Genomic DNA, 26,991 nt, shown 5'->3' on the forward strand with positions numbered 1-26,991 from the left:
GGTCAAGGCCGGAAGCCGCCGGAGGCGGTGGCGCGCCAGCGCCAGCCTTGAGGCCGGCCGATCGCCGGGCTACTTCAACACAGTTGCTCCCCGGGGAGCGATGCACTATTGCCCCCGTCGCCTTGCGAGCGATCGCAAGACTTGACGCACAGACCCCGGGCGTCAGGACCACACGATTTTGCCGTACGCGAGACCGCGCCCGTCGTGCCGCGAGACAATTGCTCGCGTGACGCAGTCCACGTCCACCGCCGCTCACCCCGCGTTTCGTGACGATCGCGATACGCCCCTCTGACCGGGATGAGGTGAGCGAGGGTTACGACAATTCCGAATTTCGGTAAAGTGGAATATTTTTGCGGTTACGGATTGACCTACGGTATGGGTGTTTTGCCCGGCGGGCAGCACAAGGCATGGTGTCGCAGGGTGGGCAAAACGGAAGCGTGCCCACGTCTTCTTCGTGATCAATGGCAGGTGGCGGGCACGGCGCTTGCGCCTTTGCCCACCCTGCGAGACCTTCCTACTCCGCCGCGATCTGCCGAGGCGCCGGCGGCGGGTTTGCGAGATCGGCGGCGAGCTGGGCGTAGCGGGCCTTGGCGTCGTTCACCGCCTTCTCCTTCACCGGGCCGTAGCCGCGGATGCGGTCGGGCAATGAGAGCAGTTCGACCGCGGTATCGATCGTGACCGGCGACAACAGGCCGAGCACAGTGGCGACGTCCTTCTCGTAGCCGGCGATCAGATCGCGCTCGAGCTTGCGGTCGGCGCTGCGGCCGAAAATGTCGAACGGCGTGCCGCGCAGGAATTTGAACCTTGCCAGCACGCGGAAGACGTTCAGCATCCATGGGCCGAAGGCGCGCTTCTTCGGGCGGCCGAGCGCGTCGACGCCGGACGCCAGGATCGGCGGCGCCAGGTTGAAGCTGAACTTGAAATCGCCCTCGAACTGGTCGCGGAGCTGCTGCTCGAAGGCGCCGTCGGTGAAGAGGCGCGCGACCTCGTATTCGTCCTTGTAGGCCAGCAGCTTGGCGTAGTTCACCGCGACCGCACGCGGCAGCGCATCGCCGTAACCGCCCTTCGCGGCGGCGTCGCGGACCTGACCGACCAGCTTGCGATAGCGCTTGGCGAGACGGGTATTCTGGTAGGCGGTGAGATGCTTGGCGCGATGCTCGATCACCTCGTCCAGCGTCATGGCATCCAGCGTCTTCGGCGCAGCCACCTCGTCCGTTCCCTTCAGCATGTCGGCAAGACGCTTGGGATCGGCAACCGCGAGGCGGCCGAGGCGGAAGGCTTCCTTGTTCATCTTGATCGAGACGCCGTTGACCTCGATCGCCTGCTCGATCGCTTCCGCAGAGAGCGGCAAGAGACCCTTCTGATAGGCATAGCCCATCATCATCATGTTGGTGGCGATGGCATCACCGAGCAGCTGCTCGGCCGGCTTGGTGAAGTCGAAGAAGACGGAATCCTTGTGCAGCGCCGTCTCCAGCACCGCATTGAGCTTGCGGGTCTGGAAGTTGAAATCGCGATTGAGGATGAAATCGGCGGTGGGGATGACGTGGCTGTTGATGATGCCGCGGGTGCGGCTGGTGTCGCAGAGCGTGATGGTGTCCTTGGCGACCGCCACCACCTCGTCGGCCGCGAGCACGAGATCGGCGGTGCCGGTGACGATGCGCGAGCAGGTGACTTCCGCCGGATGATCCGACAGGCGGACATGGCTGAGCACCGCCCCGCCCTTTTGCGCGAGGCCCGACATGTCCAGGATCATCGAGGCCTTGCCCTCGATATGCGCGGCCATGCCGAGCAGCGCGCCGATGGTGAGCACGCCGGTGCCGCCGACACCGCCGACCGCGATGTTATAGGGCTTGTCGAGTGTCGGGCGCGATGTCGGCTCGGGCAGCTCGCCGATCTCAACGAGTTCGGCGGGCGCGCGGTGGCGCGGCGCGCCGCCATCGATGGTGACGAAGGACGGACAGAATCCTTTCAGGCAGGAATAGTCCTTGTTGCAGGATGACTGGTTGATGGCGCGCTTGCGGCCGAACTCGGTCTCCAGCGGCTCGACCGAGATGCAGTTCGACTGCACCGAACAGTCGCCGCAGCCTTCGCAGACGGCCGGATTGATCATGACGCGCCGCGCCGGGTCCTCCATCAGCCCGCGTTTGCGGCGACGGCGCTTCTCGGCGGCACAGGTCTGCACGAACACGATCGCGGAGGTGCCCTTGAACTCGCGGCACATCTTCATGACGTTGTCGAGCTCGTCGCGGTGATACTTCTTGACGCCGGGCGCGATGGTATCGGCCGGATAAGCGTCCGGGTTTTCGGAGACCAGATAGAGCTCGCGGATGCCTTCGGCATAGAGCTGCTGGGTGATCTGCTGCGGCGAGAGATCGCCGTCGTGGCGCTGGCCGCCGGTCATGGCCACAGCGTCGTTGTAGAGGATCTTGTAGGTGATGTTGGCCTTGGAGGCGATCGCCTGGCGGATGGCGAGAATGCCCGAATGGAAATAGGTGCCGTCACCAAGATTAGCGAAAATGTGATTCTCGTTGGTGAAGGGTGCGATGCCGACCCAGGGCACGCCCTCCCCGCCCATATGGGTGAACGTCTCCGTCGAGCGGTCCATCCACAGCGCCATGAAATGGCAGCCGATGCCGGCGAGCGCGCGGCTGCCTTCGGGAACTTTCGTCGATGTATTGTGGGGGCAGCCGGAGCAGAAATACGGGGTCCGGGAGACGGGTGCGACCGCCTGCATTTGCGTGGCCTGACGGCCGTTGAACCAGTCGGCCTTGGCGCGGAGCATCTCCGCGATCTCGGGATTGAGATTAAGCCGGAGCAGTCGCTCGGTGAGCGAGGTCGCGAGCGAGGCGACGCTGAGCTCGGCGGCGAAGGTCAGGAAACGCTTGTCGTGCTCGTCCATCTTGCCGACGATGCGCGGGCGAACGTCGTCGCGCCAGTTGAACAGCTCCTGCTTGACCTGGTTCTCGACGATCTCGCGGCGTTCCTCGACGATGAAGATCTCCTCGAGCCCGACCGCGAACTGGCGCACGCCTTCCGGCTCCAGCGGCCAGGGCATGCCGATCTTGTAGAGGCGAAGGCCGATTTTGGCGGCGACCTCCTCGGTGATCCCGAGCTCGCGCAGCGCCTGCCGCACGTCCTCGTAGCTCTTGCCGGATGCCATGATGCCGAAACGCGCGTTCGGCGAGTCCATGGTGACGCGGTTGACCTTGTTGGCGCGGGCAAAGGCGATCGCGGCAAAGCCCTTGTAGTCCTGCAGGCGGCGGTCCTGCTCGAAGCGGTCGTCGGGCCAGCGCAGATTGAGGCCACCGGGCGGCAACTCGAAATCGGTGGGGATGATGAAGGGCTTCATCTCGTCGGTGAGGTCGATCTCGGCGGTGGTCTCCACCGTCTCCGTAATCACCTTCATGCCGACCCAGCAGCCGGAATAGCGCGACATCGCGATGCCGAGCAGGCCCATCTCGATCATCTCGTGGATGCTCGACGGATAGAGATAGGGCATCAGTGCCGAGATGAAGGCATGGTCGGACTGATGCGGGACGGTGGAGGATTTCGCGCCGTGGTCGTCGCCGGCAAGGCAGAGCACGCCGCCGTTCTTGGCCGAGCCCGCGGCATTGCCGTGGCGGAACACGTCGCCGCAGCGGTCGACGCCAGGACCCTTGCCGTACCAGATGCCGACCACACCGTCATACTTGGCGCCCGGCGAGAGGTTGAGCTGCTGCGAGCCCCAGACGGCGGTTGCGGCGAGGTCCTCGTTCACGCCTGGCTGGAACTTGATATTGTACTGCTCGAGATGCTTGCGGGCGGCGAAGAGTTGCTGGTCGTAGCCGCCGAGCGGCGAGCCGCGATAGCCGGAGATGAAGCCGGCGGTGTTGAGGCCATTGGCGCGATCGCGCCGGATCTGGGCCATCGGCAGGCGCACCAGGGCCTGGATGCCCGTGGTGAAGACGTGTCCGGTCTGCTGGGTGTATTTTTGATCGAGACTGATCGGACCCTGGTTGATGCCCATGCTGTCCTCTTTAACCGCCCTGTTCAGGTCTTTGTCACTTAGCGTCGCTTAAGCCGTTGCATCCCCGTTGTTTTTAGCTAGGGCGCGCCGACCACTTCCGCCACTCTATGTCGGATATTTCACGATCCGCATCACAAATCTGGACCAAAGGGAGCCTCGGGTAAAAATCGCAATTTCGTGGCCTGAAACACGCTGAGCATTTTCAATTTGTGTCACCATACCCCCGCCGTCGCGAAATGAATTGATGCTCCTTTCACGCAGGTGGGGTCGATTGGTCGCAGGAGAGGCTTTCGATGCGGACGATTCTGGCTGGCTTGGCTCTTGCGGTTTTGGCGTTGTGCAGTGCGATTGGAAGCGCGGCCCGTGCCGCCGAGCCGTCGCCAGAGCTGATCGCCTATGGCAAGGCGCTGGTCGAGGCCGGCGGCTGCGCGGGCTGCCACACCGCTGATCCGGCAAGGCCCTTCGCGGGCGGCAAGCGCATCGACACCCCCTTCGGCGCGATCTATGCGCCGAACCTGACGCCGGACCGCGATGCCGGGATCGGCGCCTGGACGGATGCCGACTTCACCCGCGCCATGCGCTATGGCATCGCGCCGGATGGATCGAACTATTATCCGGCCTTCCCCTACCCTTACTTCACGCGGATGACCAAGGACGACACGCTGGCGGTCCGCGCCTATCTCGGCACGCTCGCACCGGTGGCGAGCGGCAACAAGCCACCGGAGCTGCGCTGGCCGTTCGGCTACCGCGGCCTGATGCGGATCTGGAACGCCATTTATTTCAAGCCCGGTCTGTTCGAGCCGGATCAGAGCCAGAGCGCGGCGTGGAACAGAGGCGGCTATCTCGTCACCGGTCTCGGCCATTGCGGCGCATGCCATACGCCGAAGAACTATTTTGGCGCCGACAAGCAGGCCCAGGCGCTCTCGGGCAACGAGGTCGGCGGCTGGTACGCGCCAAGGCTCGATGGCGCTGCGCGCACCGGGCTGAAATCCTGGAGCGAAGCTGATATCGCGGAGTATCTGCAAAGCGGACGCAACGCGAAAAGCCATGCCGGCGGCCCGATGGCCGAGGTGATCGTCAATTCCACGGCGAAGATGAGCGATGCCGATATTCGTGCGATCGCGCTGTATCTGAAAAGCCTGCCGCCGGCGCGACGCGAGACGATCGTGACGCCGCCGGACGAAGCCGAGATGAAGGCCGGCCAGGCGGTCTACGCAAAGCTCTGCATCGCCTGCCACGAGGCCGACGGCACGGGCAGCCCGCGAATCTATCCGCCGCTGCCGGGCAATGCGCTGCTGCAATCGATCAATCCGTCCTCGACCCTGCGCATCATCCTCGACGGCGCCCACACCGTGACGACGCCGCGTGCGCCGAACACCGGCGAGATGCCGGGCTATGCCAATCTGTCCAACGGCGAGATCGCCGCGGTGGCGAACTACATCCGCAATTCCTGGGGCAATGCCGCGCCGCTGGTGACGCCGTCGCAGGTAGCGAAGGCAAGGAAGGAGGAGTAGCTCGCCGCTGCCGCCCCGACGACATGGATGGAGCTACCGCTCCTCGTTGTCCGTGAACACGAACTTCGGCATCTCCCATTTGTAGCGCACCGCGAGCAGGCGGAAGCTGATGCCGAGGACGAAGGTCAGGATGGTCCAGAGCTCCGCGTTGAGCTGCAGGCCGAACGCGGTCGCATAGAACAGCCCCGTCACCACCGAGACGCTGGCGTAGAGCTCGGAGCGAAACAGCAGCGGCACGTCGTTGCAGAGCACGTCGCGGAGCACGCCGCCGGCGCAGCCCGTCACCATGCCGGAGACGATGACGATGGGCAGCGTCGCATCCATCTGCCAGGCAACGTCGCAGCCCGCCATGGTGAAGATCACGAGACCGATCGCGTCGAGCACGATGAAGGCGACCTTCAGCCGGTGCACGAGACGCGCGATCAGAATGGTGACGAAGGCGGCGCCGCCGGCGAGCGCGAGATAAATGGGGTTGGCGACCCAGGCCAGCGGATAATGTCCGAGGAAGAGATCGCGCAGCGTGCCGCCGCCAAGCGCGGTGATGCAGCCGAGGAAGCAGACGCCTAACCAATCCATGCTGCGACGCCCGGCAGCGAGCGCAGCCGTCATGCCCTGTGCGGCCACCGCAACCAGCAACAGGAAATGCAGCACGGTATCGGTCGGCGGCAGGCTCCACATCGCCCTGTTCCCCTCCTCGCAATGGAACTCACGCGCGGGATTCCCGACGGAACAGGTTCCCGATTCCCGAGAGTAGAGCAACATACGACGAAAGCATTGGGTGGCGCGGAACAGAAGCTCGCAGCTGAGGGTTGTCCCGAAGTCATAACCCGAGGAGAACCAATCGATGGCTGACGACCGTTTTCCCAACGATCCGTACCGCCCGAACCTCGCCGACGATGAGTATTCTCGCGCGGTGCGCCGGGATGCCGACCTGCAGGCCGATCCCGAGCTCGGCGAAGGCCCTGCCTCCAGCGGCAAGATCGCGCTGTTTGCGGTGGCGGTCGCCCTGGTGCTGGGCGCCGTGTTCTACGGCTTGAACAACACCACCACCAACAACCAGGCGGGCAATACCCCGTCAACGCAGACTGCGCAGCAGGCGCCGTCCGCCAATCCGGCCGCCCCTCCCGGCATGCGTGACGTGACGCCGCGGAGCAACACCGAGCCGGGCGTGACCACGGGTGCTGCGCCGAGCAAGCCCGCCCCGGATACGCAGACTCCGTCTGACGGCGCGAAGTAGCAGCCGCAAGCTGGAGCGGCGGGACCTCACATCCCGCCGCTTTTCGTTTTCGTAGCTATGCGCTTGCCTAAAGCGCGATGAGATTTGGATGAATCGTCATCGCGCTTTAGCTTGTTGTTTACGCATGATCTTTCCGGAAAACCGCTTCGCACTTTTCCGGATCATGCTTTAGCTGAACATCTTGTTGAGCTCACCGCCGGGATAGCCGCTGCCGAGCTCTGCGAACGTGCCCTTCTCCGCCATCTCCTTTGCCGCGCGCATGAAGCCGCCCCAGGCAGCGCGGGCGAGCGAGCCGCCGACGCTGATGCGCCGGACGCCGAGATCTCCGGCCTCCCGCAGCGACAGGCCGGACGCGCCGATCAGAAGGTTGAACGGCTTTGGATGCACCGCCTTCACCACCGCGACGATGTCCTCGCGGCTCTTCAGGCCCGGCGCGTACAGACAGTCAGCGCCGGCATCGGCATAAGCGGTCAGGCGGTCGATGACGAGCTTGAGATCGGTCACGCCCCAGAGATAGGCTTCGCAGCGGCCGACCAGCAGCGTGCCGCTGTCACCGATCGCCTCGCGCGAGGCCTTGATGCGCTCGACCGCGAGCGCGCGATCATAGAGCGGCTTGTCCTTGTCGCCGGTGGAATCCTCGATCGACAGGCCCGCGACGCCGGTGCGCACACAGCGCTCGACATTGTCGGCAACCTTATCCGGCTCGACCGCAAAGCCGCCCTCGAAATCGGCGTTCACGGGGATGTCGACGGCCGAACTCAATGCTGCCAGATGCTGACAGACGTCCTCGACGCTGACGTGATTGTCCGCCTTGCCGATGGTCCAGGCAAAGCCCGCGCTCGATGACGCAATCGCCTTGAAACCGAGATGCTGCAACGCTTTCGCGCTGCCGACATCGACCGGATTGGGCAAAATGAAGCAGCCGCTCTCGTGCATCTTCCTGAACGTCGCGCGCTTGTCAGCGGTCGTCACATGCATGTTTCTCTCCCTTGTTGGCCGCGCAGACATAGGCGCGCGGTTTCAAGTCCGCTAGTGCGCATCGTGCACGGCGCGGCTGTCCTTCGGGGCCTGCTCGCGGTCGGTCATGCTGTAGTCTCGGATCACGCTGGCGATGCGCAAATGATAATCCGCGAAGATTTGCGCGCGGCCTTTTGCCTGGGTGCGGCGGTGCTCCATGGTGTTGCGCCAGGCCGCCACCGCTGCCTCGTCCCGCCAGAACGACACCGACAAGATCTTGCCCTTCTCGGTCAGGCTCTCGAAGCGCTCGACCGAGATGAAGCCGTCGATGGTCTGCAGCAGCGGCTTCAGATCGGCCGCCAGGTCGAAATAGTCCTGGCGGTGTTCCGGCTTGGGCCAGACCTCGAAGATTACGGCGATCATGGGCGTCTCCTGCTGTTGGTCGGCTACAATACCACCTTGCGCAGGAAGGTGCGCTCTTCGGCGAGGATGAATTTGTTCTCCTCGGCGAAATGGAAGTTCGCCATGCCCTCGGCGTCCTGTCGCAGCCGCGCGCGATAGGCTTCATAGGCGGCCAGGCTCTCGAAGGTGATCAGCGCGAAGGCGATGTTGTTGGTGCCCTCATGGGGCATGAAATAGCCGATCAGGTCACCGCCGCATTTCGGGATGATGGTGAGCCAGCGCTTCGCATATTCCTCGAACTGCGAGCGCTTGAAGGGATCGAGCTGGTAACGGATGAAGACGGTGACGGGCATGCGGGATCTCCTCTGTTTCCACATCGTCATTGCGAGCGCAGCGAAGCAAATCCAGGAATCCCTCCGCGGAAAGGGTTCTGGATTGCTTCGTCGCAAGAGCTCCTCGCAATGACGACTTGGTGAGAGGCTACGCCCTTGCCTGACCACAATGCTTCGGCTACCATCGAAGCATGAAATCAGGCCCCGACATCGCCATGGTCGCCTCCCTGGTCGGCGACCCCGCCCGCGCCAATATGCTCACCGCGCTGATGAATGGCCGCGCGCTCACTGCCAGCGAGCTGGCACAGGAGGCCGGCATCACACCGCAGACCGCGAGCTCGCATCTCTCGAAGCTCGAGGCCGGCGGCCTCGTCGAGCCGGAGAAGCAGGGCCGGCACCGCTATTATCGCCTCACCGACGACGACGTCGCCGGGGTGCTCGAGGGACTTGCCGGCCTCGCCGCGCGGACCGGCCACATGCGCGTGCGCACCGGACCGAAGGATCCTGCGCTGCGTCGCGCGCGGATCTGCTACGACCACCTCGCCGGCGATCTCGGCGTGCAGATGCTGGACTCCCTGCGCCAGCGGCAGCTGGTCAGGCAGAGGAAACAGGACATCGAACTCACGACTGAGGGCGAGCGCTTCCTTGCCAAACATCTGCAGATCTCACCCGACATGCTCAGCCACCCACGCCGCCCGGTGTGCAAGGCCTGCCTCGACTGGAGCGAGCGGCGTCACCATCTCGCCGGGACGCTGGGCGCGGCCCTGATGCAGCGCTTCGCCGAGCTGAAATGGGCCTGCCGCGATGCCACGCCCGGCAGCCGCGTGGTGAATTTCACCCGCACCGGCGAGAAGCAGTTCGCCGCGTTGTTCGGGAATGGGAAGGACTGATCACGCACTCCACCTGTGATCGCACATTTGCGTGTGATTGGATGATCTCGTTATGGCCCGGCTTGACCCGGCCATCCACGTCTTTATGGCCACCGTCATTCCGGGATGGTCCGAAGGACCAGACCCGGAATCTCGAGGTTCTCAGGTGCGCAATTGCGCACCTGAGTTCGCTGCTTCGCATCGCCCCGGAACGACGTTGCCAAACACGGGATTTCGAATGAACCGCCTCCTCCCAGCCGCGCTCGCTGCCGCCCTCGTTACAATCCCACCCCCAACACACGCCGCCGATACCGCGCCGCGCGAACCCTATGGCATCGCGCTCGAAGGCTTTGCCTATCCCTACCCCGTGCACCTCTTGCCTGTCGTCAACGACGGCGAGCAGCTCAGCATGGCCTATATGGACGTGGCGGCCGCCCAGCCGAACGGCCGCACTGTCGTGCTGCTGCATGGGCGCAATTTTCCGTCGAGCTATTGGGCACCCGTGATCAGGATGCTGAGCGAGGCCGGCTTTCGTGTCGTGGTGCCGGACCAGGTCGGCTTCGGCAAATCCTCCAAGCCGCAGAGCGAGCTGCATTTCGACAATCTGGCGCGCAACACCATTTCGCTGCTCGACCATCTCAAGATCGACAAGGCCGAGATCGTCGCGCATTCGCTCGGCGGCATGCTGGGCGTGCGCATCGCCCGCGCCTATCCGGATCGCCTCGCCCATCTGGTGCTGACCGCGCCGATTGGCCTCGAGGACTACCGCCTCTACGTGCCGCCGACGCCGACCGAAAAGATGATGGAGACCGAGGACAAGCTCACCGCCGACGGCTATCGCAAGCAGCTCCAGACCAATTACGCGATCAAGCTGCCGCCTGAGGCGATCACGCCGTTCATCGATGCCCGCTTCAACATCAAGGGCAGTCCCGATTATCCGCGCTGGCTGCGCGCCTTCGTCTCGTCCGGCCAGATGATTTATCGAGAGCCGGTGGCGCACGAGATCCCGCTCATCGCGTTGCCGACGCTGTTCATCATGGGGGCCGACGATCACAACGCGCCGGGCCGACCACTCGCGCCGGAGGCGCTGCGGGCCAAGATGGGGCAGAACGCCGAACTGGCGAAGGCGCTGGCGGCGAAGATGCCGAATGCGCGGGCCGAAGTCATTCCCGACACCGGCCATCTCGTCTTCCTGGAGGCGCCGGAGACGTACAGGGAGGTGGTGCTGGGCTTTCTCGGCCGCTAGCGCCACATGCGTATCGTCTGAGGCAGGATGCGTGGAACGTTCATGCCGCATTCAGATCGTGATTGGCAGGCTTGGCTCGCGACGTGTTGGCAGGTCCCTGATTTAACGTGTCGAATCGTGTCTCTTGATTCATCCTGCGCTGCAAGCGCCCCTAAGCCTGACCTCAAGGACAAGAAGGAAGATCCAATGAAATACCTGTTTGCGGCCGTCATGCTCGCCAGTGCGGTCGTCGGTTTCAGCGAGGCGGCCAGCGCCGCCGGCGGTTGCGGCCCGGGCTGGTATCGCGGCCCCTATGGCGGCGGCTGCCGTCCGATGCGCGGCGCGGTCGTCGTTCGCCCCGCCCCCGTGGTGGTCGCCCCGGCGCCGGTCGTCGTTGTGCCTCGCGCGCGCGTGTGCCCCTACGGCTTCCGCTGGTACGCCGGCCGCTGCCGCCCGATCTGATCTCGTCCATTTGCGTTGCGGAGTGGCCGCGCGGCGAAAGCTTGCGCGGCCATTTCCTTTAGATTGCTCCCGACGATTCCATCCGCCGTGGAACTGGAGCGCCTTGGAACCAAAACGGGGATCGCCAGCTGCGATCCCCATTCAATTTCCGCCGTGGGGCGAACTTACCAGTAGTGGCGGCGGTGCCAGCGCCGGTGATGCCGGCGCCAATGACGGCGGCGCCAGCCCCAATGGTGGCCGCGCCCATGCCAGTGCACCTGCTCAGGCGTCAGCTTGGCGGCTTCCTCGCTGGTCGTGACGGCAGGATGAACGTCGGGACTGCCTTGCGGCGTGCGGGCGGCATTACCAAGCGGCTGCGGTGACAACGGCGCGGCCTGCGCGGCGGTCGCGGCGAAGGCGGCGGCGCCCGCCGTCATCCCCAATGCAAGTTTCAAAAAGTTCCGGCGCTCCATGACTTCTTCCTCTTGGATCATCGTAAGAGTGATGCACAAGGAGTGTCGCGATGACGACATGAACCGAAGCTGAATCGCATATTCAGATTCACGATGAAGCCGAGAGGCGAAGCGCCCGGATTACGCTTGCGCCTCATCCGGGCTACAGGATCTCGTCGCGAACTCCTGCGCCAGCACCAACGTCTCGCGCGAGCGCTTCACGTCGGGCCAGTCGCGGTTGAAGTCGGCAACGAGCCTTTGTAGCGCATCACCTTGCAGCATCGCATTCAGCTTGGCCTCGTCATCGAACTGATACATCGCCTGGTGGCAGGGAAGGATCGTCCAGGCTCCAGAAGCGCCAGGCCTTGGCTATGCCGAACGCCTTCGCTGCATCGGGCAGATGTTCCGTCTCGTACCATCGGTCGAAGGCGGCGCGCTTGTCGGGATCGGTGATGATGGCGCGGACGATGAAGAACGCTGACGGCATCGGGTTTCCTCCCATTGTTTGCGGCGAGACTAGCCGCTTCGGCCGCCGGGTACAAAAAAAGCTGGCGCCCATGTCGGAACGCGTGTTCTTCGTACGACCTTGCTTCGAACTACGACATGGAGATGCGGCATGGCCGACCTCACGCTGACCACCTTCGACTGGGTTCCCGAGATGCCCAGGGGTTTCGTGCGCGACCTCCGCGTGCGCTGGGCACTGGAAGAAGCCGCCCTGCCCTATCGCGTCGCCAGCGTGCCGTTCGGCGATCGCGGCGCGGCGCATCTTTCGCACCAGCCCTTCGGCCAGGTACCGTGGCTGACCGACGGCGACCTCTCGATCTTCGAGAGTGGCGCGATCCTGCTGCATCTCGGCGAACTCAGCGAGACGTTGCTGCCAGCAGATCCGCGCGGCCGCAACGAGGCGACGAAGTGGGTGTTCGCGGCGCTCAATTCAGTGGAGATGCCCAGCCTGCCCTGGACCATGTACAAATTCATGGGCATTGACGACGGTTCGCCTGCCGTGAAGTTCGTAGACGACTTCTTAAAGCTCCGCCTCAAGCACCTCGAGCCGGTGCTGGCTGCCCGCGAATGGCTGGCGGGCCCCTTCTCCATCGCCGACATCCTGATGGCAGACGTGCTCCGGGTGGTCGATCGCTTTGAGGGACTGGCGAACAGCCCAGCCTGCCGCGCCTACGTGACGCGCGCCACGGCGCGGCCGGCGTTCGTCAAGGCGCGCGCCGACCAGATCGCTCATTTCGCGGCGGCGGATAAGGCGCGAGGCTCGTGAAGGCGCCTCACACCAGCTTGAGCGGCGTATCGGCGACCACACGAAGATCGATGCTGCCGATCAACGCTGAACGCCGCGCCTCGGCGGCACCGATGGCGTCTTCCGTCTGCCGCAACGTGCTGATGTTCGAGCCGAGCGAGACGATCCCACCAAGAACCAACGCGATCGAGCCGAGCGCCGCGGTCTGACCGAAGCCAAACAGGCCGAGGATCGTAACGAGCAGCAGCGCCGCCCCGCCACCGATGGCAATCTTGGACGCCAGGATGTATTTGCGGCACCGGTCGGCGATCTCGGCGAGCGCCTCGATCCGATCTTCGATCTGTGAAATTTCATCGGTCAGATCGTCTTCGGTCATTGGATTTCAAGATTAGGAGCTCGATTGCGGATGGAGCGTCGTCGCTAGGTCATTCTCAGCCAGGCAGCTTGCCCCCAACCGTCCATTCGAGGCACCATGCGGTTTTGTACATAAAAGCGCCTGTGACCTCCTCACAACGGCAAATTGTCGTGCTTCTTCGCCGGCATTTCCGTTTTCTTGTCCTTCAGCATCGCCAATGCCCTTGCGATCCGCTTCCTCGTCGAGTGCGGCATGATGACGTCGTCGATGTAGCCGCGCTCGGCCGCGATGAACGGCGACAGGAAGCGGTCCTCGTATTCCTTGGTTCTTGCGGCAATCTTGTCGGGATCGCCGAGGTCGCTGCGAAAGATGATCTCGACCGCGCCCTTGGCGCCCATCACCGCGATCTGGGCGGTCGGCCAGGCGTAGTTCATGTCGGCGCCGATCTCCTTGGAGGCCATGACGTCGAAGGCGCCGCCATAGGCCTTGCGGGTGATGATGGTGACCAGCGGCACGGTGCACTGCGAGTACGCGAACAAGAGCTTGGCGCCATGCTTGATCAGGCCGCCATATTCTTGGCTCGTGCCCGGCAGGAAGCCCGGCACGTCGACGAAGGTGACGATCGGGATGTTGAAGGCATCGCAGAAGCGGACGAAGCGCGCGGCTTTCCGCGAGGCGTCGCTGTCGAGCACGCCGGCCAGCACCATCGGCTGGTTGGCGACGAAGCCGACGGTGCGCCCCGCAATGCGGCCGAAGCCGGTGACGATGTTCTTGGCGAAGGCTTCCGCGATCTCGAAGAAATCGCCCTCGTCCACGACCTTCAGGATCAGCTCCTTCATGTCGTAAGGCTTGTTCGGATTATCGGGAATCAGCGTGTCCAAGGACATGTCGACCCGCTCGATGGAGTCGAAGCTCGGCCATTCCGGCACGCCGTCGGTGTTGTTGGACGGCAGGAAATCGATCAGGCGCCGCATCTGCAGCAGCGTCTCGACGTCATTCTCGAAGGCGCCGTCCGCGATCGAGGAGCGCGTGGCGTGCACCGAGGCGCCGCCGAGCTCTTCGGCGGTGACGACCTCATTGGTCACGGTCTTCACCACGTCGGGGCCGGTGACGAACATGTAAGAGGTGTTCTTCACCATGAAGATGAAGTCGGTCATCGCCGGCGAATAGACGTCGCCGCCGGCGCAGGGGCCCATGATGACGGAGATCTGCGGGATCACGCCCGAGGCCAGCACGTTGCGGCGGAACACGTAGGAATAGCCGGCGAGCGCGGCAACGCCTTCCTGGATGCGGGCGCCGCCGGCGTCATAGAGGCCGATGATGGGCGCCCTCGCCTTCATCGCCATGTCCTGGAGCTTCGTGATCTTCAGCGCGTGGGTCTCGGACAGCGAGCCGCCGAACACGGTAAAGTCCTTGGCGAAGACGAAGGTCTTGCGGCCGTTGACGGTGCCCCAGCCGGTGACGACGCCATCGCCCGGCACCTTGGTCTTCTCCATGCCGAACTCGGTGGAGCGGTGCTCGACGAACATGTCGAACTCCTCGAACGATCCCTTGTCGAGCAAAAGCTCGATGCGCTCGCGCGCCGTCAGCTTGCCGCGGGCGTGCTGCGCCTCGATGCGCTTCTCCCCGCCGCCGAGCTTGGCGCCGGCACGACGATCTTCAAGGGCGTCCAGAATGTGTTTCATTTGCTCCCGCCAGGTCTTAAGTGATGCGGGGTTCTAACACGGCATTTTGCGGGCCGGAAAGCCGCTTTCGCGGTCGCAGGGCTGCCCTGCCGTAGCGGGAAAGCGCAAGGAATTACAGAGTTTTGGCACGAAGAGGCGGACCATGGATGAGGGCGTAGCCGAGACCGGCACGGCGACCGGCGGCGTCAGGCTGCTCTTGCGGCTGGAGGGGCTGACGCTGTTTGCAGGCATGACCCTGCTCTACGCCGCCTGGGGCGGCTCCTGGATGCTCTACCTGCTGCTCTTCCTGGCGCCGGACTTGTGCTTCCTCGCCTACCTGTCGGACGCGAGGTTCGGCGCGATCGTCTACAACGCTGCCCACAGCTACATGGCGCCGGTTACGCTGATGACGCTGGGCTTCGGCCTTGCCTCGCCCCTCACCTTGTCCATCGCCTTGATCTGGCTCGCCCATATCGGCATCGACCGGGCGCTGGGCTATGGCCTGAAATATTCGGCCGGCTTCGGCTTCACCCATCTCGGGCGGATCGGACGGCAGGACAGGACCTGACCTCTCGGTCTTGGCGGCGGACGGGACGGCAATTTTGCCACGGCTTTCCGTTGACCGGATCAGCCGATTCAGGCTTGCTGCAACTCGCGGACAGGCGCCGAATGTAGCGTGAGCTCAGTCGGTACGGCGGCGGTCATCGCGCCCGACTGGCCCCTTTTGGCATTCACACATGTCCGCGACGGTCGTCCCCCTGCCGCCGAACAGCGCGTCCGAAACCATCGACTTCCTGCGGAGAATGGCCAGCATGGTGTCAGGGCGCAACGGCGAGAAGCTGCTGCGCGCAGCGAGCCTGATCCAATCGCTGTCACAGCGGGCAATGTCGGCGGAGCGGCTGTTTCACGAGGCGCAGCAAGAAAGCAGACGCCATGCGGAGCTGCATGAGGCCGCCGAGCTCGCCTCCGATGCCATGATCGGGCAGATCGAGACGATGCGGACGCAGCTCACGGAGGTGACCAGCGCTGCCGCCGCCGAGCGCACCGCATTCGATGACGAGCGCGGCAAGCTGCTCTGTCTGATGCAGGATGCGGAAAGCCATATCCGCAGGCTCACCGCCGAGCTGGAGGCGCTGCGCGCCTCCGTCGACGGCTTCAACGACACCGTCGTCTCCGTGCCGATCGAAGTGCTGCGGCAGGCGCGCACGCAATTCGATTACCTCTCGAACGGCTTTGCCGGCAGAGGCGATGTCATCTCGCAGGCGATGAGCGAGATCGGCGGATTTGCGATCGACCAGGCGCTGACGGCGAAGAAGACGGCCGACTCGGCCTGAGGCGGATGCGCGCGGGCCCCTCACCATGAGGAGCCAGCACGTTCCCGCAGGGCAAAAGATCTCATCAGGAAGTCCGCCCAGGCATCATTGTCCCCTTTCCCGGTCGCGAGGCCAACCCGGCAGCCTCGGCGAAACCGGCGGACCTCCAAGAACCGTTGTCCGGTTCGCGCGTTGGAACGGTCAAATCCCTACGATGGAGATCCGCAAATGACAGGATATGGTATTGCGCGGGCAGGCCTACTCATGACGGCGCTGTGCCTTCCTTGTAGGGCTGATGCAGCCCAGGCTGCGGCATCTCCGTTTGTCGCCATGGCCGGCACATGGTCGGGCGGCGGCACGCTGAGCACGACCGATGGCGGGCAAGAGCGCCTGCGCTGCCGCGCAGCCTACAACGTCGCCGCAAGCGGCACCGAGCTTCGGCTCAATCTGAGATGCGCCAGCGAAAGCTACAATTTCGATCTCACGGGCGATGTCGAATATCGCGGCGGCGCCATTTCCGGCTCATGGAGCGAAGCCACGCGCAACGCATCCGGCACGATCTCGGGGCGCGCGGTCGGAGACCATGTCGACGCAGCCGCGCGCGGCAACAACTTTTCGGCCAATCTGTCGCTGACGACGCGGGGAAGCCGCCAGAGCATCTCGATCCGCCCACAGGGCACCAATGTCACGGGAGTTTCGTTGGCGCTCAATCGGCGCTAGATCGCGCCAATCTCGGCGAGACACGCCTGCGTCAGCGGCATTCGCTCGGCGATGAGCCGCTGCTCGCGGCAATCCATGTTGAGCGCGAATACGGTGTGCGCCTCGCCCTTCTCGGCCCAGCCGACCATCCAGCCCAATGACGGCTCACCGCGCTCGGCCCCCAGCAATCCGGACTTGGCGCGGATGACGCTGTCGCCGACCTTGGTCACCGGCAGGATGTCGGCGACGAGATCCTGGCTGCGCTTGCTGATCGGCAGCGCACGGCGGCGCAGCCGATCGACGAAATCGATCTGTTCAACCGGATCGATGCGCAGAGCACCCGTGAGCCAGAACTGGTCGATGCCGCCGCCGATGTCGCGATTGCCGTAGTCGAACTCGTCGATATATTTTTGCATACGCTCCTGGCCGATGCGGCGCGCGATCTCCTGATAGACCGGCACCGCGCTGACCGCGATCGCGCTGCGCAGCGTGTGATCCTTGTTCCAGGCCTCGATCGGACGCTTGACGCCGTCCCAGGGAAATACGTCCTTGTCGGGATCGGCGACGACACCGGTCTCCAGCGCGATCAGCGAGTTCGGAATCTTGAAGGTCGAGGCCGGCAACTTGCCCTCGCCCGAGCGCTCCTTGTCGCTGGCGACGATCAGATAGTCCTCGACCTTGTAGCCGACGAAGGTGCCTGACGTACCGAGATCGGTGAAGCGTCTTGCAAGTGTGTCGCGGATTTCGTTGCGCGGCGGCGCGACATGAGCGCGCGCAGGTAGCGGCAGGATCGCGGTTGCGGCGAGGAGGCCGAGGGTGGAGCGGCGGGTGAGCAAGGGCGGTGTCCATTGAGCCATGAAAGGGACGGCTACAATGCCGCCGATATCTGGTCAAACGATGACAGCGTGCTAGCGTCCCCGGCCCGACAGCCGCAGCACGAACACCAGCACCTCGGCGACGGCTTTGTAGAGATCCGGCGGAATCTCCTCACCGAGCTCGACCTTGGACAGCGCGCCGGCCAGAATTTCGTTCTCCTCGATCGGGATGTCGTGCGCTTTGGCGATCTCGACGATCTTTTCGCCGATCGTGCCCCTGCCCTTGGCGACGACGACAGGCGCGCCAGAACCCTTCTCGTAATGCAGCGCGATCGCGAGCCTGGATGGATCGCTCATGTCGCTCGATCCAGGAAGTGGCCGGCGCGGGCCGGCGCCGGTTGCGGCGGCGCGCCGTCGCGGACCACGATATCACCGGGGTTGAGCTCGGCCCTCGTCAATGCCCGGCTGAGCTCACCGACGCCCGCACGGAGCTGCTGCGCCGTTGCCGGCCGCTCCGCCCACATCCGCACGAAGGTCTTGTCGCCGTTCAGCGTGATCAGCGCATGCACGGGCCCCGCCGGCTCGACATTAAGCGAAAAGCGCGCGCGCCAGGCGCGCTTGGCGGGATCGGCGGGCTCGTTGCCCCCATCGCGCGAGATCTCGAACTGCGCCATCGCGGTGCCCTGCGGGGTTGCGAAGGGAATCTCGAAATTCCACTGCGGCACGGCCGGATCGATGCGATGCCCGCTGGCATCGGTGCGATCGGGAAGCGAGGCAACTTGCAACAGCGTCTGCCGCGCGATCGCGGCATCGGTATCGTCGAGCAGGCGATGCACGATGGCAGCGAGCGGCGTATCCGGCGCGAGCGATGGCGCGGCGATGGACTGCGGCGCGGGCAATGCACCGCGGAATGGCGGCGGCGGCGCGTGTGCGGCCTCGAGGATATCGCCATCCGGCACGGCCTTGTTGGCTCCCGGCGCGTTGCCGGTCAGGCGCGGCAGGTTTTGCGCAACCTCTTGCAGAAGGCTCGCGGCAAGACCTGCGGACATGGTCCGTGTCGCCGCCTGCGAAACGCCACCTGCGATGTCGGCGAGCACGGCAGCCGCGGGATTGGCGCTGCGCGGCACTTGCGGCTGTTGGGCGAGTTCGGTTGCTGGCGATGCGGCCTGCGCCGGCTCACCTGCTGCCGCCGGTGCGGCGCCGGCCTGCGGTGTCCCCGCGGCGCCAGTCGGAACCAAGGTGCCCTGCGTCGGCGGCACCGCGGTCTCAATCGTGGCCAGTGCCTGGCGCAGCACCAGCAGCGCCGCTTTCAAATCGGGCATTGTGCCAGACGACGGCGTCGCGCCCGCGGCGAGCGAAGCCTCCAGGAAAAGCCCTGATTTCTGGAAGGCCGATTCGATATCGCCGCCACCGAGGCCGGTGTCGAGCGGCGTCTGCTGCGCCAGCACGTCCAGCACCGCCTGCTTCAACCCCGGGGGCAGATGACTGCCGGTGACGACGGAGGCCAGATTGGCAAACAGCGGCGCCTGGCTGCCCTGCCTGGTGACGGCCTCGGCCGAAGCCACCGTGACGGCGACCTGCTCCGAAGGCGTCAGCGTGCTGCGTGCTGCGCCAGCCGATGGCGCAAGCGGCGGGCTCTCCACCAGCGAGGCCGCACGCGGCGTCAGCGTGACCAGGTCGGCGGACGCCTCGCCTGCCCCGCCCACGATGGCGAGGCGGATGGTACCGTCCTGCTGCGACACCGCCAGCTGGAGATTCTGCCCGGGCGACAGCGCGACTTCCGACATCACCTCGAGCGATAGATTTGCGATCGCGATCCGCACCAGATTATCGGCGAGGACGCTGACCACCCTGGCATCGACGACACTGCCGGCTTGAATGACAAGATCAGGTGTCGCCGCGTCAGCCAAGGGGCTTGCGGCGCTGACGGGAACGATGGAGGTGACCGGCGTCGGCATTTCAAGAGCCTTGGGGAGCGCCGGCTACCCTAACGCTGCGTCGTAAACCTCTCGTTAAGGACCTGTGGGCGGTCTTACGGCCGCCAGCACCGCCACGGCCGCCTCGAAATCCCTGAGGCGGACGGCCCGACGTTCAGCTGCTTCCTCGTCCACGCCCCATTGCTCGGCGTTCCAGTCCTCATCGACATGGGCGGCGGCCCAGACCTGGCCGGCGTCCCGCGCGCCATGGGCGAGCGCCAGCGCCAGCAGCGCCGAGCCGGTCAGGGTGGTCACCACGTGGAGCGCGGCGACCGACCAGGCATCCTGCGGCAGCGCGGCGCGTGCGGCCCGAACGGCCTCCTCCGGCTGCTTCACATGCATGATGCCCTCGGACAGGATGAAATGCGCGCCCAGCGTCTCCGCGGCCCAGAACAGCACGGGATCCCAGTGCGCGGCCTCGCGGGCGACCAGTCCCTCGGGATGGCCGGCACGATAGAACAGCAGGTCAGACTCGAAATATTTTGCGAGGTCGGCGCTGACGAGCTCGACGCGGTCGACGACTCCCTCCACCACACTGTTGGCTATCCGCGTCAGCGGCATGGCCAGGGGATCGATCGTCTCGCCCTGGGCTGCCCATTCGGCGGCGACTACATCCGCGAGCTCGCGCGAAGGGATCACCACCTGACGACCGGACGGCGTGCGGATCGGCTTGCCGTCGAGCACAACGACATACCCGCCCTCGGCCTCGCTCACGCCCGCCTCCTGGTAGAAGCGCTTGCGCTGCGGCGGACGTGCCGATTGGCGTGCCGCCTCGCGCGGATCGGTCGGGGATTGCCCCGCAGCTTCATCGAACAATTCGCGCATGTCGGTGTTTCGATCCCTTGTCGTCAACCAAGTTACCAGTGCCGTCGTGGCTTCGCCACGATGACGATGGAGCTGCTAGTTCGCGCAACTGCGCGCATAAGTGCCGCGATCGGCCGGGCCCAGTCCTGCGGCTGCAGCGTCGTCGAGGCACTTCGAGACGCGATCGCTGAACGAATTACGCGGAAGCGGCCGATCGTTGTAACTCGGCGGCGCATCGAGCCGCGGAACCTTCGGCGCCTCGATCTTCGGCGGCGGTGGCGACGAAGGCGGCGGAACGACCTGCGAGGGGGCCGGCAACACATATTGTGCCTGAGCCCCATGCCCCATGAGCAGCGCGATCGAAGCCATGAGACAGATCGAGAGCCGTTTCATGGGCCATATGTTGTGCTGCGACCGCTCCCGTTCAACTCAGCTATTCTTCAGGCGCGTTTTCGATCGGATCAAATCTGGCTGCGTCAAGCCCGAGCAGGTTCCACGACTGCTGCATGTGTGGCGGCAACGGCGCGGTGGCGTCGATCACGCCGCCGCGCGGATGCGGAATGACGATGCGCCGCGCCAAGAGATGCAGCCGGTTTTGCAAACCGCCCGGCAGCTGCCAGTTCTCGATATTGAAATATTTGGGATCGCCAACGATGGGATGGCCGATATGAGCCATGTGGGCGCGCAGCTGGTGGGTGCGGCCCGTCACCGGCTTCAACGAGACCCAGGTCAGCTTGTTGCCGGCGGTCTCGACCACCGCATAATAGGTCACCGCGTGGCTTGCGCCTTCATCGCCATGCTGGGCGATGCGCATGATGGTGTCCTCCTCGCCCTCCTCTTTCGCCAGGAAGGTCGAGATGCGGCCCTGCTTGGGCTTGGGCAGACCGGGCACCAGAGCCCAATAGACCTTTCGCGCCGAGCGCGAGCGGAACGCGCCGGTCAGATGCGAGGCGGCAAAGCGCGTCTTGGCGATCAGGAGACAGCCCGACGTCTCCCGGTCGATGCGGTGCACGAGGCGCGGCTTCTGGCCCTTGGCGTCGCGCATCACCTCCAGCATCTGGTCGATGTGGCGTGTCATGCCCGAGCCGCCCTGCACCGCAAGGCCGGCAGGCTTGTTCAGGACGAGGACGTCGTCGTCCTCCCAGATCGTCATCTCCTTCAGCGCCTTGAGCGTCTTCTGCGCAGCTTCCGAAAGCTCGCCGACCACCTTCGGCGCGTCGAGCTTCAACGGAGGAATGCGGACGCTCTGTCCCTCCTCCAGACGGTCCTTGCTGTCGACGCGCTTGCCGTCGACGCGCAGCTCGCCTTTGCGGACGACGCGTTGGATGTGGGAGAACGACAGGCCGGGAAAGCGCGCTTCGAGGAAGCGATCGACGCGCATGTTGTTCTCGTCCGCCGTCACGGTGACGGTCTGCACCTTGGTCGGCAGCAATGCTTCGACCGGTTTTGCCGGCGCAGCTTTTTCCAACATAACTTTGGGCGTACGCCGCTCGGCGTGCTCGCCCGCAAAGCGGGGTGGCTTGCTGCCGGGCTTGCCGCCCGGACGCGACCCCACCTTCTTCGCGCCGCGCGTCTGATGCGGACGCGCGTCCTCACGCTCGTCACGCGAACGGGGCCTTGGATTCATTCTTTTGATGCGGCGGCTCATGATTGCCTGCCTAGCCTAAAAGCGGCCTTTCGTCACGACGAAATGGTCGCCTCTAGCGCGAGCCGCCCCGCTCCTTGCGCAGCTTGGCCCAGTAATCCAGCCGCTTGCGGATCTCGCGCTCGAAGCCGCGCTCGGGCGGGTCGTAGAAGGTCTGGCGGCCAAGGGCTTCCGGGAAGTAGTCCTGGCCTGAGAAGGCATCCGGGGCGTCGTGGTCGTATTCGTAACCGGTGCCGTAACCTTCCGACTTCATCAGCTTGGTGAGGATGTGCTTTGGCGGCAGCAGCGAGCCGGCCTGCTTGGCAACTTGCATCGCGGTGCCGAAAGCGGTGTAGACGGCGTTCGATTTCGGCGCGGTGGCGAGGTAGACGACAGCCTGCGCAATCGCGAGCTCGCCTTCGGGATGGCCGAGAAAGTCGAAGGCGTCCTTGGCGGCATTGGCGATGACGAGCGCCTGCGGATCTGCAAGTCCGATGTCCTCGACCGCCATGCGCACGACGCGGCGGGCCAGGAACAGCGGATCCTCGCCGGCATCCAGCATGCGCGCAAGATAATACAACGCGGCGTCGGGATCGGAGCCGCGCACCGACTTATGCAGTGCCGAAATCAGGTTGTAATGGCCGTCGGCCGACTTGTCGTAGATCGGCGCACGGCGCTGCAGGATCTCCTGCAACTGCGCGGCATTGAAAATCTCGTCCGCTCGCGCCGAACGCCAGACCTCTTCGGCAAGCGTCAGCGAGGCGCGGCCATCGCCGTCAGCCATCCGCACCAGCACCGCACGCGCCTCGGCATCGAGCGGCAGCTTCTTGCCCTCGACCGCTTCAGCATGCGCGAACAATTTTTCGATCGCAGCAGCATCGAGCGAGCGAAACACCAGCACGCGTGCACGGGACAGAAGCGCCGCGTTGAGTTCGAAGGATGGATTCTCGGTGGTGGCGCCGACCAAGACGACGGTGCCGTCTTCCATCACGGGCAAGAACGAATCCTGCTGGGCGCGGTTGAAGCGATGCACCTCGTCGACGAAGAGCAGCGTGCCCTTGCCCATCTCGCGGCGGGCGCGCGCGGCATCGAAGGCCTTCTTCAAATCGGCGACGCCGGAGAACACCGCCGAAATCTGCTCGAAATGCAAATCCGTCGCGTCCGCCAGCAGCCGCGCCACCGTGGTCTTACCGGTACCCGGCGGGCCCCAGAAGATCAGCGAGCCGAGCGTGCGCGTCTCCAGCATGCGCGTCAGCGCACCGTCGGGGCCGAGGATGTGGTCCTGGCCGACGACCTCCGACAATGTGCGCGGACGTAGCCGGTCCGGCAGCGGATGCGGAGCCTCGTGGTCGAGCCCTGCCGCGGCAAAGAGAGTCGGCGTCTGCTGTGGTCGCTTCGGACTCATCCGCCCAGCGTGACGTTGATCTGCTGGCCGCCGCGCACCAGCGTGATGCGCCAGAGCCGCGGCCGCTCGCCTGCGGCCTTCTCGAGGTCGCCGGTCCTGCCGATCTTCTGGTTGTTGACGGCGAGGATGATGTCACCCTTCTGGAAGCCGACACTTGCGGCCGCGGTATCGCCGCCGATATCGGTGATCACCACGCCTTCGGTGTCGGCATCCAGATGCAGCTCGTCAGCGACCGCCGGCGTGATGGTCGCAATCTTCGCGCCCTGGAACGGCGACCGCGCGGTGATGACGAGCTCGTTGCGCCCGGTGTCGGGTGCGGTCTCCAACGCCACGGTCAGCTTGACCGGCTTGCTGCCGCGCTGCACGTCGATTTGCGCGGTGCCACCGAGCGGACGGGTGGCGAAGCGGTAGTCGAAAGCGTTGGGATCATCCACGGTCTGGCCGTCGATCCCGGTGATGAGGTCGGAGGACTTCAAGCCGGCCTTCGCCGCGGGGCCATTCGGCACCACGCTTGCGACCAGTGCACCGGTCGGCGAGCGCAGGCCGAGGCTTTCGGCGATCTCCGGTGTCACCGCTTGCAATTTTGCCCCGAGCCATGGCCGCTTCACCGCTTTGCCGCCGCTCTTGGCGGAGGCGACGACGACGCGCACCATGTTGGCGGGAATCGCAAAGCCGATGCCTTGCGAGCCGCCGGAGCGCGAATAGATCGCCGTGTTGATGCCGGCGAGCCTGCCGCTCATGTCGACCAGGGCGCCGCCGGAATTGCCGGGATTGATCGGCGCATCGGTCTGGATGAAGAACTGGTAGTCGGTGATGCCGACCTGCGTGCGCGCGAGCGCCGAGATGATGCCGTGGGTCACGGTCTGCCCGACGCCGAAAGGATTGCCGATCGCGAGCACGACGTCGCCGACGAGCAATTCGTCGGAATTGGTGAAGTCGAGGGTCGGGAATTTCTCCTTGGTGTCCTTCAGGCGCAGCACGGCGAGATCGGTGCGGGAATCCTTGAGCAGGATCTCGGCCTCGAACTCGCGCTTGTCCGACAGCGACACCTTGACCTGGTCCGCGCCCTCGATGACGTGCACGTTGGTGACGACGAGGCCGGAGGCATCGACGATCACGCCGGAACCGAGCGAGCGCTGCATCTGCTCGGGCTGCTGGCCCGGCACGCCGAAGAAGCGGCGAAAGATCGGGTCGTCCAGCAGCGGATTGCGGTTCTGCACCACCTTGGCGGCATAGACGTTGACGACCGCCGGCTGCACCCGCTGCACGATCGGCGCATAGGACAGCCGCAGCTCGGCCGGGGACGACGGGACGCGGCGGTCCTGCGCTGAGGCCGGATTGAAATGGGCCGAAAAGGCCATGCACAATGCGGTGACGGCGGCAGTCCAGGTCGATCGAAACATTCCTACCTCTTGGAAAAGACGCCGGAATATAGGCGCGTTCGCCCCTCAATAGAAGGGCGCCGGACGGCAATATTCGCCCCCTTTTTCCGGTGTGTCCGGCCTGCAAGCCCAGTGTGCGAATCGGCAATTTGGCCAGACTGTCCATTGGCATGATGCGCATCATCCAGCATTGTGGTGAGAAGCGGATTCGGTTGCAGCGAATTAACACCAGTGGGAACCCACGCAACCGGGCGCAGCGTCGCGGGGCAGTCATCGATCACACCTAGGCTCTCCGTTCGCGACTTGGGAAGTGACTTGGGAAGTGACTTGGGAAGTGACTTGGGAAGTGACTTGGGAAGTGACTTGGGAAATGACTTGGGAAGTGACTTGGCAAGTGACTTGGGGAAGTTCGTCAAACGATGGAGGCGTAACGTGAGCAGGACAAGAATTGCAGCCACGGCGATTGGTCTCGCCGGCGTGCTGGCGGCCTCGCAGGCCCAGGCCCAATCGGCAAGCAGCAGCGAGCAGGAAATTGCGCTGCTGAAGCAGCAGCTGAAGCTGCTGGAGCAGAAGCTCGACAAGCTACAAAGCCAGACCGCGGCAAACACCGCCGCGACAGCGAAGGCCAGGGCCGAGACGAAGGCCGAAGCACGTTCCGAGGCGAAGGCGGTCGTCGCCAACGCCAACGCGGCAATCCCGCTCAAGGGACCGGCGCATCCGTCAGGGGTCGTGGTGACGATGCCGAACAACCGGCCGACCATCTGCACCGCCGATGAGGCCAACTGCGTTGCCATCACCAGCCGCGTGCACTGGGATGTCGGCGGCTACGACTACCGTCCAAACACGGCAGCTACCGTGCCGCAAAAGCTCGACAGCGGCGAGAACGTCCGCCGCGCACGCATCGGCGTCACCGGCAAATTCCTCAATGACTGGAATTTTGCGCTGATCTACGACTTCGGCGGCTCCTCCGACGGATTCGGCGGCGCCGCGCCGGGATCGCTGCCGGGCGGCGGCGTCTCCGGCGTCGAGAACGCCTATCTCAGCTACACGGGCCTGAAGCCGTTCGGCGGACGGATGGCGATCGAGGCAGGCATCATGGACCTGCCCTACACCCTGGACGAGGCCACGAGCTCCAACGACATCATGTTCATGGAGCGCGCCTCGCCCGGCGTGATCGCGACCAATATCGCCGCCGGCGACTTCCGCTCCGCAGCCGGTGCGCGCTGGTTCAACGATCAGCTCTGGATCGGCGGCTATGTCACGGGACCATCGACCGGTGCGATCCATTCCGCCTCGAGCGCTGCCCCCGCGGGCACGAGCGAGCAATATGGCGCCGTGGCGCGTGTCGCCGGCAATCCCGTTAGCGGCAAGGACTATTCGGTCCATATCGGCGCCGACGCGCAATGGCTGATCCAACCGCCGCGTAACTTGATCGCCAACACCCAGACGGTCACGCTCAGCGATCGTCCGGAGTTGCGTCTCGACCCGACCACGCTGATCTCCACCGGCGCCATCGCCAATGCCTCAGGCGCCCAGGTCTACAGCGTCGAGGCGGCGGCGACCTACGGGCCGTTCATCGTCCAGGGCGAGTATTTCTGGTACAATGTGGATCGCACCGCCAACACCGGTGTGCCTCTCGTCGGCGCACCGAGCCTGAAATTCCAGGGCGGCTATGCGCAGGCCGGCTACGTGCTGACGGGCGAAGGCCGGACCTACAATGCGGCGAACGCGGCCTATAACGGCGTCAAGCCGGCGCATCCGTTCTCGCTCGACGGTGGCGGCTGGGGTGCATGGGAGATCGCGGGACGCTTCTCGACGGTCGACCTCAACAATCAGTTGGGAACCGCGACCGGCGTCGCCGGCGGCCGGCAGACCGTCTACACGCTCGCGCTCAACTGGTACGTCAACGGCAATGTGCGCTTCATGCTCGACTATTTGCACGGAACGGTGTCGCGACAGGCCTCGCCGCTCTCGACCGCCGATGTCGGCTCGAAGTTCGACGCGGTGGCGATGCGCACGCAGTTCGCGTTCTGAGACTCTACACCTCTCCCATTGGGAGAAGTCGCGCCGAAGGCGCAGGTGAGGGGTTACGTCGCATCGGAGACGACGGTACCCCCTCACCCGAATTGCTTCGCAATTCGACCTCTTGTGTCCAGAAAATCTGCCAGAATGTGCGAACGGGCGGTTCTCGCAAAACCGCCCGTCGCTGGATCTGAGCCCGTTCGTGCTCAAAGGCCTTGAGCCTGTCGGGGAGCGAGGGACAGATCCGG

General features: G+C 64.8%; 26 protein-coding genes and 1 pseudogene. 10 read left to right on the forward strand and 17 right to left on the reverse strand.

The features are described 5' to 3' along the window. Positions 1-514: 514 nt before the first annotated feature. The gene (locus EAV90_RS35670) at positions 515-4,006 is read right to left on the reverse strand and encodes an indolepyruvate ferredoxin oxidoreductase family protein (RefSeq protein ID WP_129146122.1); all 3,492 of its coding nucleotides are present in this window, start codon (positions 4,004-4,006) and stop codon (positions 515-517) included. Positions 4,007-4,299: 293 nt separating this feature from the next. Here EAV90_RS35670 and EAV90_RS35675 point away from each other — a divergent pair, with 293 nt between their 5' ends. After that, positions 4,300-5,520: a cytochrome c gene (locus EAV90_RS35675; RefSeq protein ID WP_122402733.1), complete on the forward strand. Its 1,221-nt coding sequence runs from the start codon at positions 4,300-4,302 to the stop codon at positions 5,518-5,520. A gap of 33 nt (positions 5,521-5,553) precedes the next feature. On the opposite strand, the gene EAV90_RS35680 is transcribed toward EAV90_RS35675, so the two are convergent. Continuing rightward, the gene (locus EAV90_RS35680; RefSeq protein WP_122402732.1) at positions 5,554-6,198 is read right to left on the reverse strand and encodes a trimeric intracellular cation channel family protein; all 645 of its coding nucleotides are present in this window, start codon (positions 6,196-6,198) and stop codon (positions 5,554-5,556) included. Positions 6,199-6,364: 166 nt separating this feature from the next. On the opposite strand from EAV90_RS35680, the gene EAV90_RS35685 reads away from it, so the two are divergent. After that, on the forward strand, positions 6,365-6,757 hold the full coding sequence (locus EAV90_RS35685) for a hypothetical protein (RefSeq protein WP_122402731.1): 393 nt from the start codon (positions 6,365-6,367) through the stop codon (positions 6,755-6,757). Between the two features lie 168 nt (positions 6,758-6,925). Here EAV90_RS35685 and EAV90_RS35690 read toward each other — a convergent pair whose 3' ends face one another. From EAV90_RS35690 to EAV90_RS35700, 3 genes are read right to left on the reverse strand one after another with little or no spacing between them, the layout of a single operon-like run. Further along, positions 6,926-7,735, reverse strand: a complete 810-nt coding sequence (locus EAV90_RS35690) for an isocitrate lyase/PEP mutase family protein (protein WP_122402730.1) — start codon at positions 7,733-7,735, stop codon at positions 6,926-6,928. 51 nt (positions 7,736-7,786) lie between these two features. After that, on the reverse strand, positions 7,787-8,137 hold the full coding sequence (locus EAV90_RS35695) for an antibiotic biosynthesis monooxygenase family protein (protein WP_122402729.1): 351 nt from the start codon (positions 8,135-8,137) through the stop codon (positions 7,787-7,789). A 23-nt stretch (positions 8,138-8,160) separates the two neighbouring features. Next, positions 8,161-8,469 (reverse strand): NIPSNAP family protein, encoded by a 309-nt coding sequence (locus EAV90_RS35700; protein WP_122402728.1) that lies wholly within the window; start codon positions 8,467-8,469, stop codon positions 8,161-8,163. Between the two features lie 170 nt (positions 8,470-8,639). Between EAV90_RS35700 and EAV90_RS35705 the strand changes: the two genes are divergently transcribed. The 3 genes from EAV90_RS35705 to EAV90_RS35715 all read left to right on the forward strand — a co-directional run bounded on the left by EAV90_RS35705 (position 8,640) and on the right by EAV90_RS35715 (position 11,004). Further along, on the forward strand, positions 8,640-9,338 hold the full coding sequence (locus EAV90_RS35705) for an ArsR/SmtB family transcription factor (RefSeq protein ID WP_122402727.1): 699 nt from the start codon (positions 8,640-8,642) through the stop codon (positions 9,336-9,338). Positions 9,339-9,555: 217 nt separating this feature from the next. Next, positions 9,556-10,563, forward strand: coding sequence for an alpha/beta fold hydrolase (locus EAV90_RS35710; RefSeq protein ID WP_122402726.1), 1,008 nt, complete (start codon positions 9,556-9,558; stop codon positions 10,561-10,563). A 186-nt stretch (positions 10,564-10,749) separates the two neighbouring features. Next, complete coding sequence (locus EAV90_RS35715; protein ID WP_122402725.1) at positions 10,750-11,004, forward strand: GCG_CRPN prefix-to-repeats domain-containing protein; 255 nt, start codon at positions 10,750-10,752, stop codon at positions 11,002-11,004. 164 nt (positions 11,005-11,168) lie between these two features. Here EAV90_RS35715 and EAV90_RS35720 read toward each other — a convergent pair whose 3' ends face one another. Together EAV90_RS35720 and EAV90_RS35725 are read right to left on the reverse strand one after the other, a co-directional pair. Next, positions 11,169-11,456, reverse strand: coding sequence for a twin-arginine translocation (Tat) (locus EAV90_RS35720; RefSeq protein WP_122406605.1), 288 nt, complete (start codon positions 11,454-11,456; stop codon positions 11,169-11,171). Positions 11,457-11,576: 120 nt separating this feature from the next. Further along, positions 11,577-11,922, reverse strand: a pseudogene (locus tag EAV90_RS35725) (hypothetical protein). Positions 11,923-12,051: 129 nt separating this feature from the next. Between EAV90_RS35725 and EAV90_RS35730 the strand changes: the two are divergent. Continuing rightward, entirely contained in the window at positions 12,052-12,705 is a 654-nt protein-coding gene (locus EAV90_RS35730; protein WP_122402723.1) for a glutathione S-transferase family protein, read from the forward strand. A gap of 7 nt (positions 12,706-12,712) precedes the next feature. Here the strand turns inward: EAV90_RS35730 and EAV90_RS35735 are convergent, their stop codons facing one another. Together EAV90_RS35735 and EAV90_RS35740 are read right to left on the reverse strand one after the other, a co-directional pair. Beyond that, the gene (locus tag EAV90_RS35735) at positions 12,713-13,060 is read right to left on the reverse strand and encodes a hypothetical protein (RefSeq protein ID WP_122402722.1); all 348 of its coding nucleotides are present in this window, start codon (positions 13,058-13,060) and stop codon (positions 12,713-12,715) included. A 131-nt stretch (positions 13,061-13,191) separates the two neighbouring features. Further along, positions 13,192-14,724 carry an acyl-CoA carboxylase subunit beta gene (locus EAV90_RS35740; protein WP_122402721.1) on the reverse strand — a complete coding sequence of 511 codons (1,533 nt, stop codon included), beginning with the start codon at positions 14,722-14,724 and terminating at the stop codon, positions 13,192-13,194. Positions 14,725-14,866: 142 nt separating this feature from the next. Here EAV90_RS35740 and EAV90_RS35745 point away from each other — a divergent pair, with 142 nt between their 5' ends. The 3 genes from EAV90_RS35745 (at position 14,867) to EAV90_RS35755 (ending at position 16,736) form a co-directional block, all read left to right on the forward strand. Next, positions 14,867-15,271: a DUF4260 domain-containing protein gene (locus EAV90_RS35745; protein ID WP_122402720.1), complete on the forward strand. Its 405-nt coding sequence runs from the start codon at positions 14,867-14,869 to the stop codon at positions 15,269-15,271. A 169-nt stretch (positions 15,272-15,440) separates the two neighbouring features. Continuing rightward, positions 15,441-16,037 carry a hypothetical protein gene (locus EAV90_RS35750; RefSeq protein ID WP_129146123.1) on the forward strand — a complete coding sequence of 199 codons (597 nt, stop codon included), beginning with the start codon at positions 15,441-15,443 and terminating at the stop codon, positions 16,035-16,037. A 207-nt stretch (positions 16,038-16,244) separates the two neighbouring features. After that, the gene (locus EAV90_RS35755; protein ID WP_122402718.1) at positions 16,245-16,736 is read left to right on the forward strand and encodes a hypothetical protein; all 492 of its coding nucleotides are present in this window, start codon (positions 16,245-16,247) and stop codon (positions 16,734-16,736) included. Here the strand turns inward: EAV90_RS35755 and blaOXA are convergent. The 8 genes from blaOXA to EAV90_RS35800 form a co-directional block, all read right to left on the reverse strand. Then, on the reverse strand, positions 16,733-17,572 hold the full coding sequence (gene blaOXA, locus EAV90_RS35760; protein WP_376707289.1) for a class D beta-lactamase: 840 nt from the start codon (positions 17,570-17,572) through the stop codon (positions 16,733-16,735). The genes EAV90_RS35755 and blaOXA overlap by 4 nt on opposite strands. Before the next feature lie 51 nt (positions 17,573-17,623). Next, entirely contained in the window at positions 17,624-17,887 is a 264-nt protein-coding gene (locus EAV90_RS35765; RefSeq protein WP_122402717.1) for an EscU/YscU/HrcU family type III secretion system export apparatus switch protein, read from the reverse strand. Then, complete coding sequence (gene fliK, locus EAV90_RS35770) at positions 17,884-19,488, reverse strand: flagellar hook-length control protein FliK (RefSeq protein ID WP_162500232.1); 1,605 nt, start codon at positions 19,486-19,488, stop codon at positions 17,884-17,886. The genes EAV90_RS35765 and fliK overlap by 4 nt, the downstream gene beginning before the upstream one ends. A gap of 54 nt (positions 19,489-19,542) precedes the next feature. Beyond that, entirely contained in the window at positions 19,543-20,331 is a 789-nt protein-coding gene (locus tag EAV90_RS35780; protein WP_122402716.1) for an ATP12 family chaperone protein, read from the reverse strand. Between the two features lie 75 nt (positions 20,332-20,406). After that, the gene (locus EAV90_RS35785; protein WP_244607971.1) at positions 20,407-20,679 is read right to left on the reverse strand and encodes a hypothetical protein; all 273 of its coding nucleotides are present in this window, start codon (positions 20,677-20,679) and stop codon (positions 20,407-20,409) included. Between the two features lie 64 nt (positions 20,680-20,743). Further along, positions 20,744-21,958, reverse strand: a complete 1,215-nt coding sequence (locus tag EAV90_RS35790) for an RluA family pseudouridine synthase (RefSeq protein WP_122402714.1) — start codon at positions 21,956-21,958, stop codon at positions 20,744-20,746. A 52-nt stretch (positions 21,959-22,010) separates the two neighbouring features. Further along, a complete protein-coding gene (locus tag EAV90_RS35795) occupies positions 22,011-23,339 on the reverse strand; it encodes a replication-associated recombination protein A (RefSeq protein WP_129146124.1) in 1,329 nt (442 codons plus the stop codon). Continuing rightward, positions 23,336-24,742, reverse strand: coding sequence for a DegQ family serine endoprotease (locus EAV90_RS35800; RefSeq protein WP_162500231.1), 1,407 nt, complete (start codon positions 24,740-24,742; stop codon positions 23,336-23,338). The genes EAV90_RS35795 and EAV90_RS35800 overlap by 4 nt, the downstream gene beginning before the upstream one ends. A 411-nt stretch (positions 24,743-25,153) precedes the next feature. Between EAV90_RS35800 and EAV90_RS35805 the strand changes: the two genes are divergently transcribed. After that, positions 25,154-26,755, forward strand: a complete 1,602-nt coding sequence (locus tag EAV90_RS35805) for an OprO/OprP family phosphate-selective porin (RefSeq protein WP_129146125.1) — start codon at positions 25,154-25,156, stop codon at positions 26,753-26,755. Positions 26,756-26,991: the final 236 nt, after the last annotated feature.

It is taken from the genome of Bradyrhizobium vignae, from assembly GCF_004114425.1.
Taxonomy (GTDB): domain Bacteria; phylum Pseudomonadota; class Alphaproteobacteria; order Rhizobiales; family Xanthobacteraceae; genus Bradyrhizobium; species Bradyrhizobium vignae.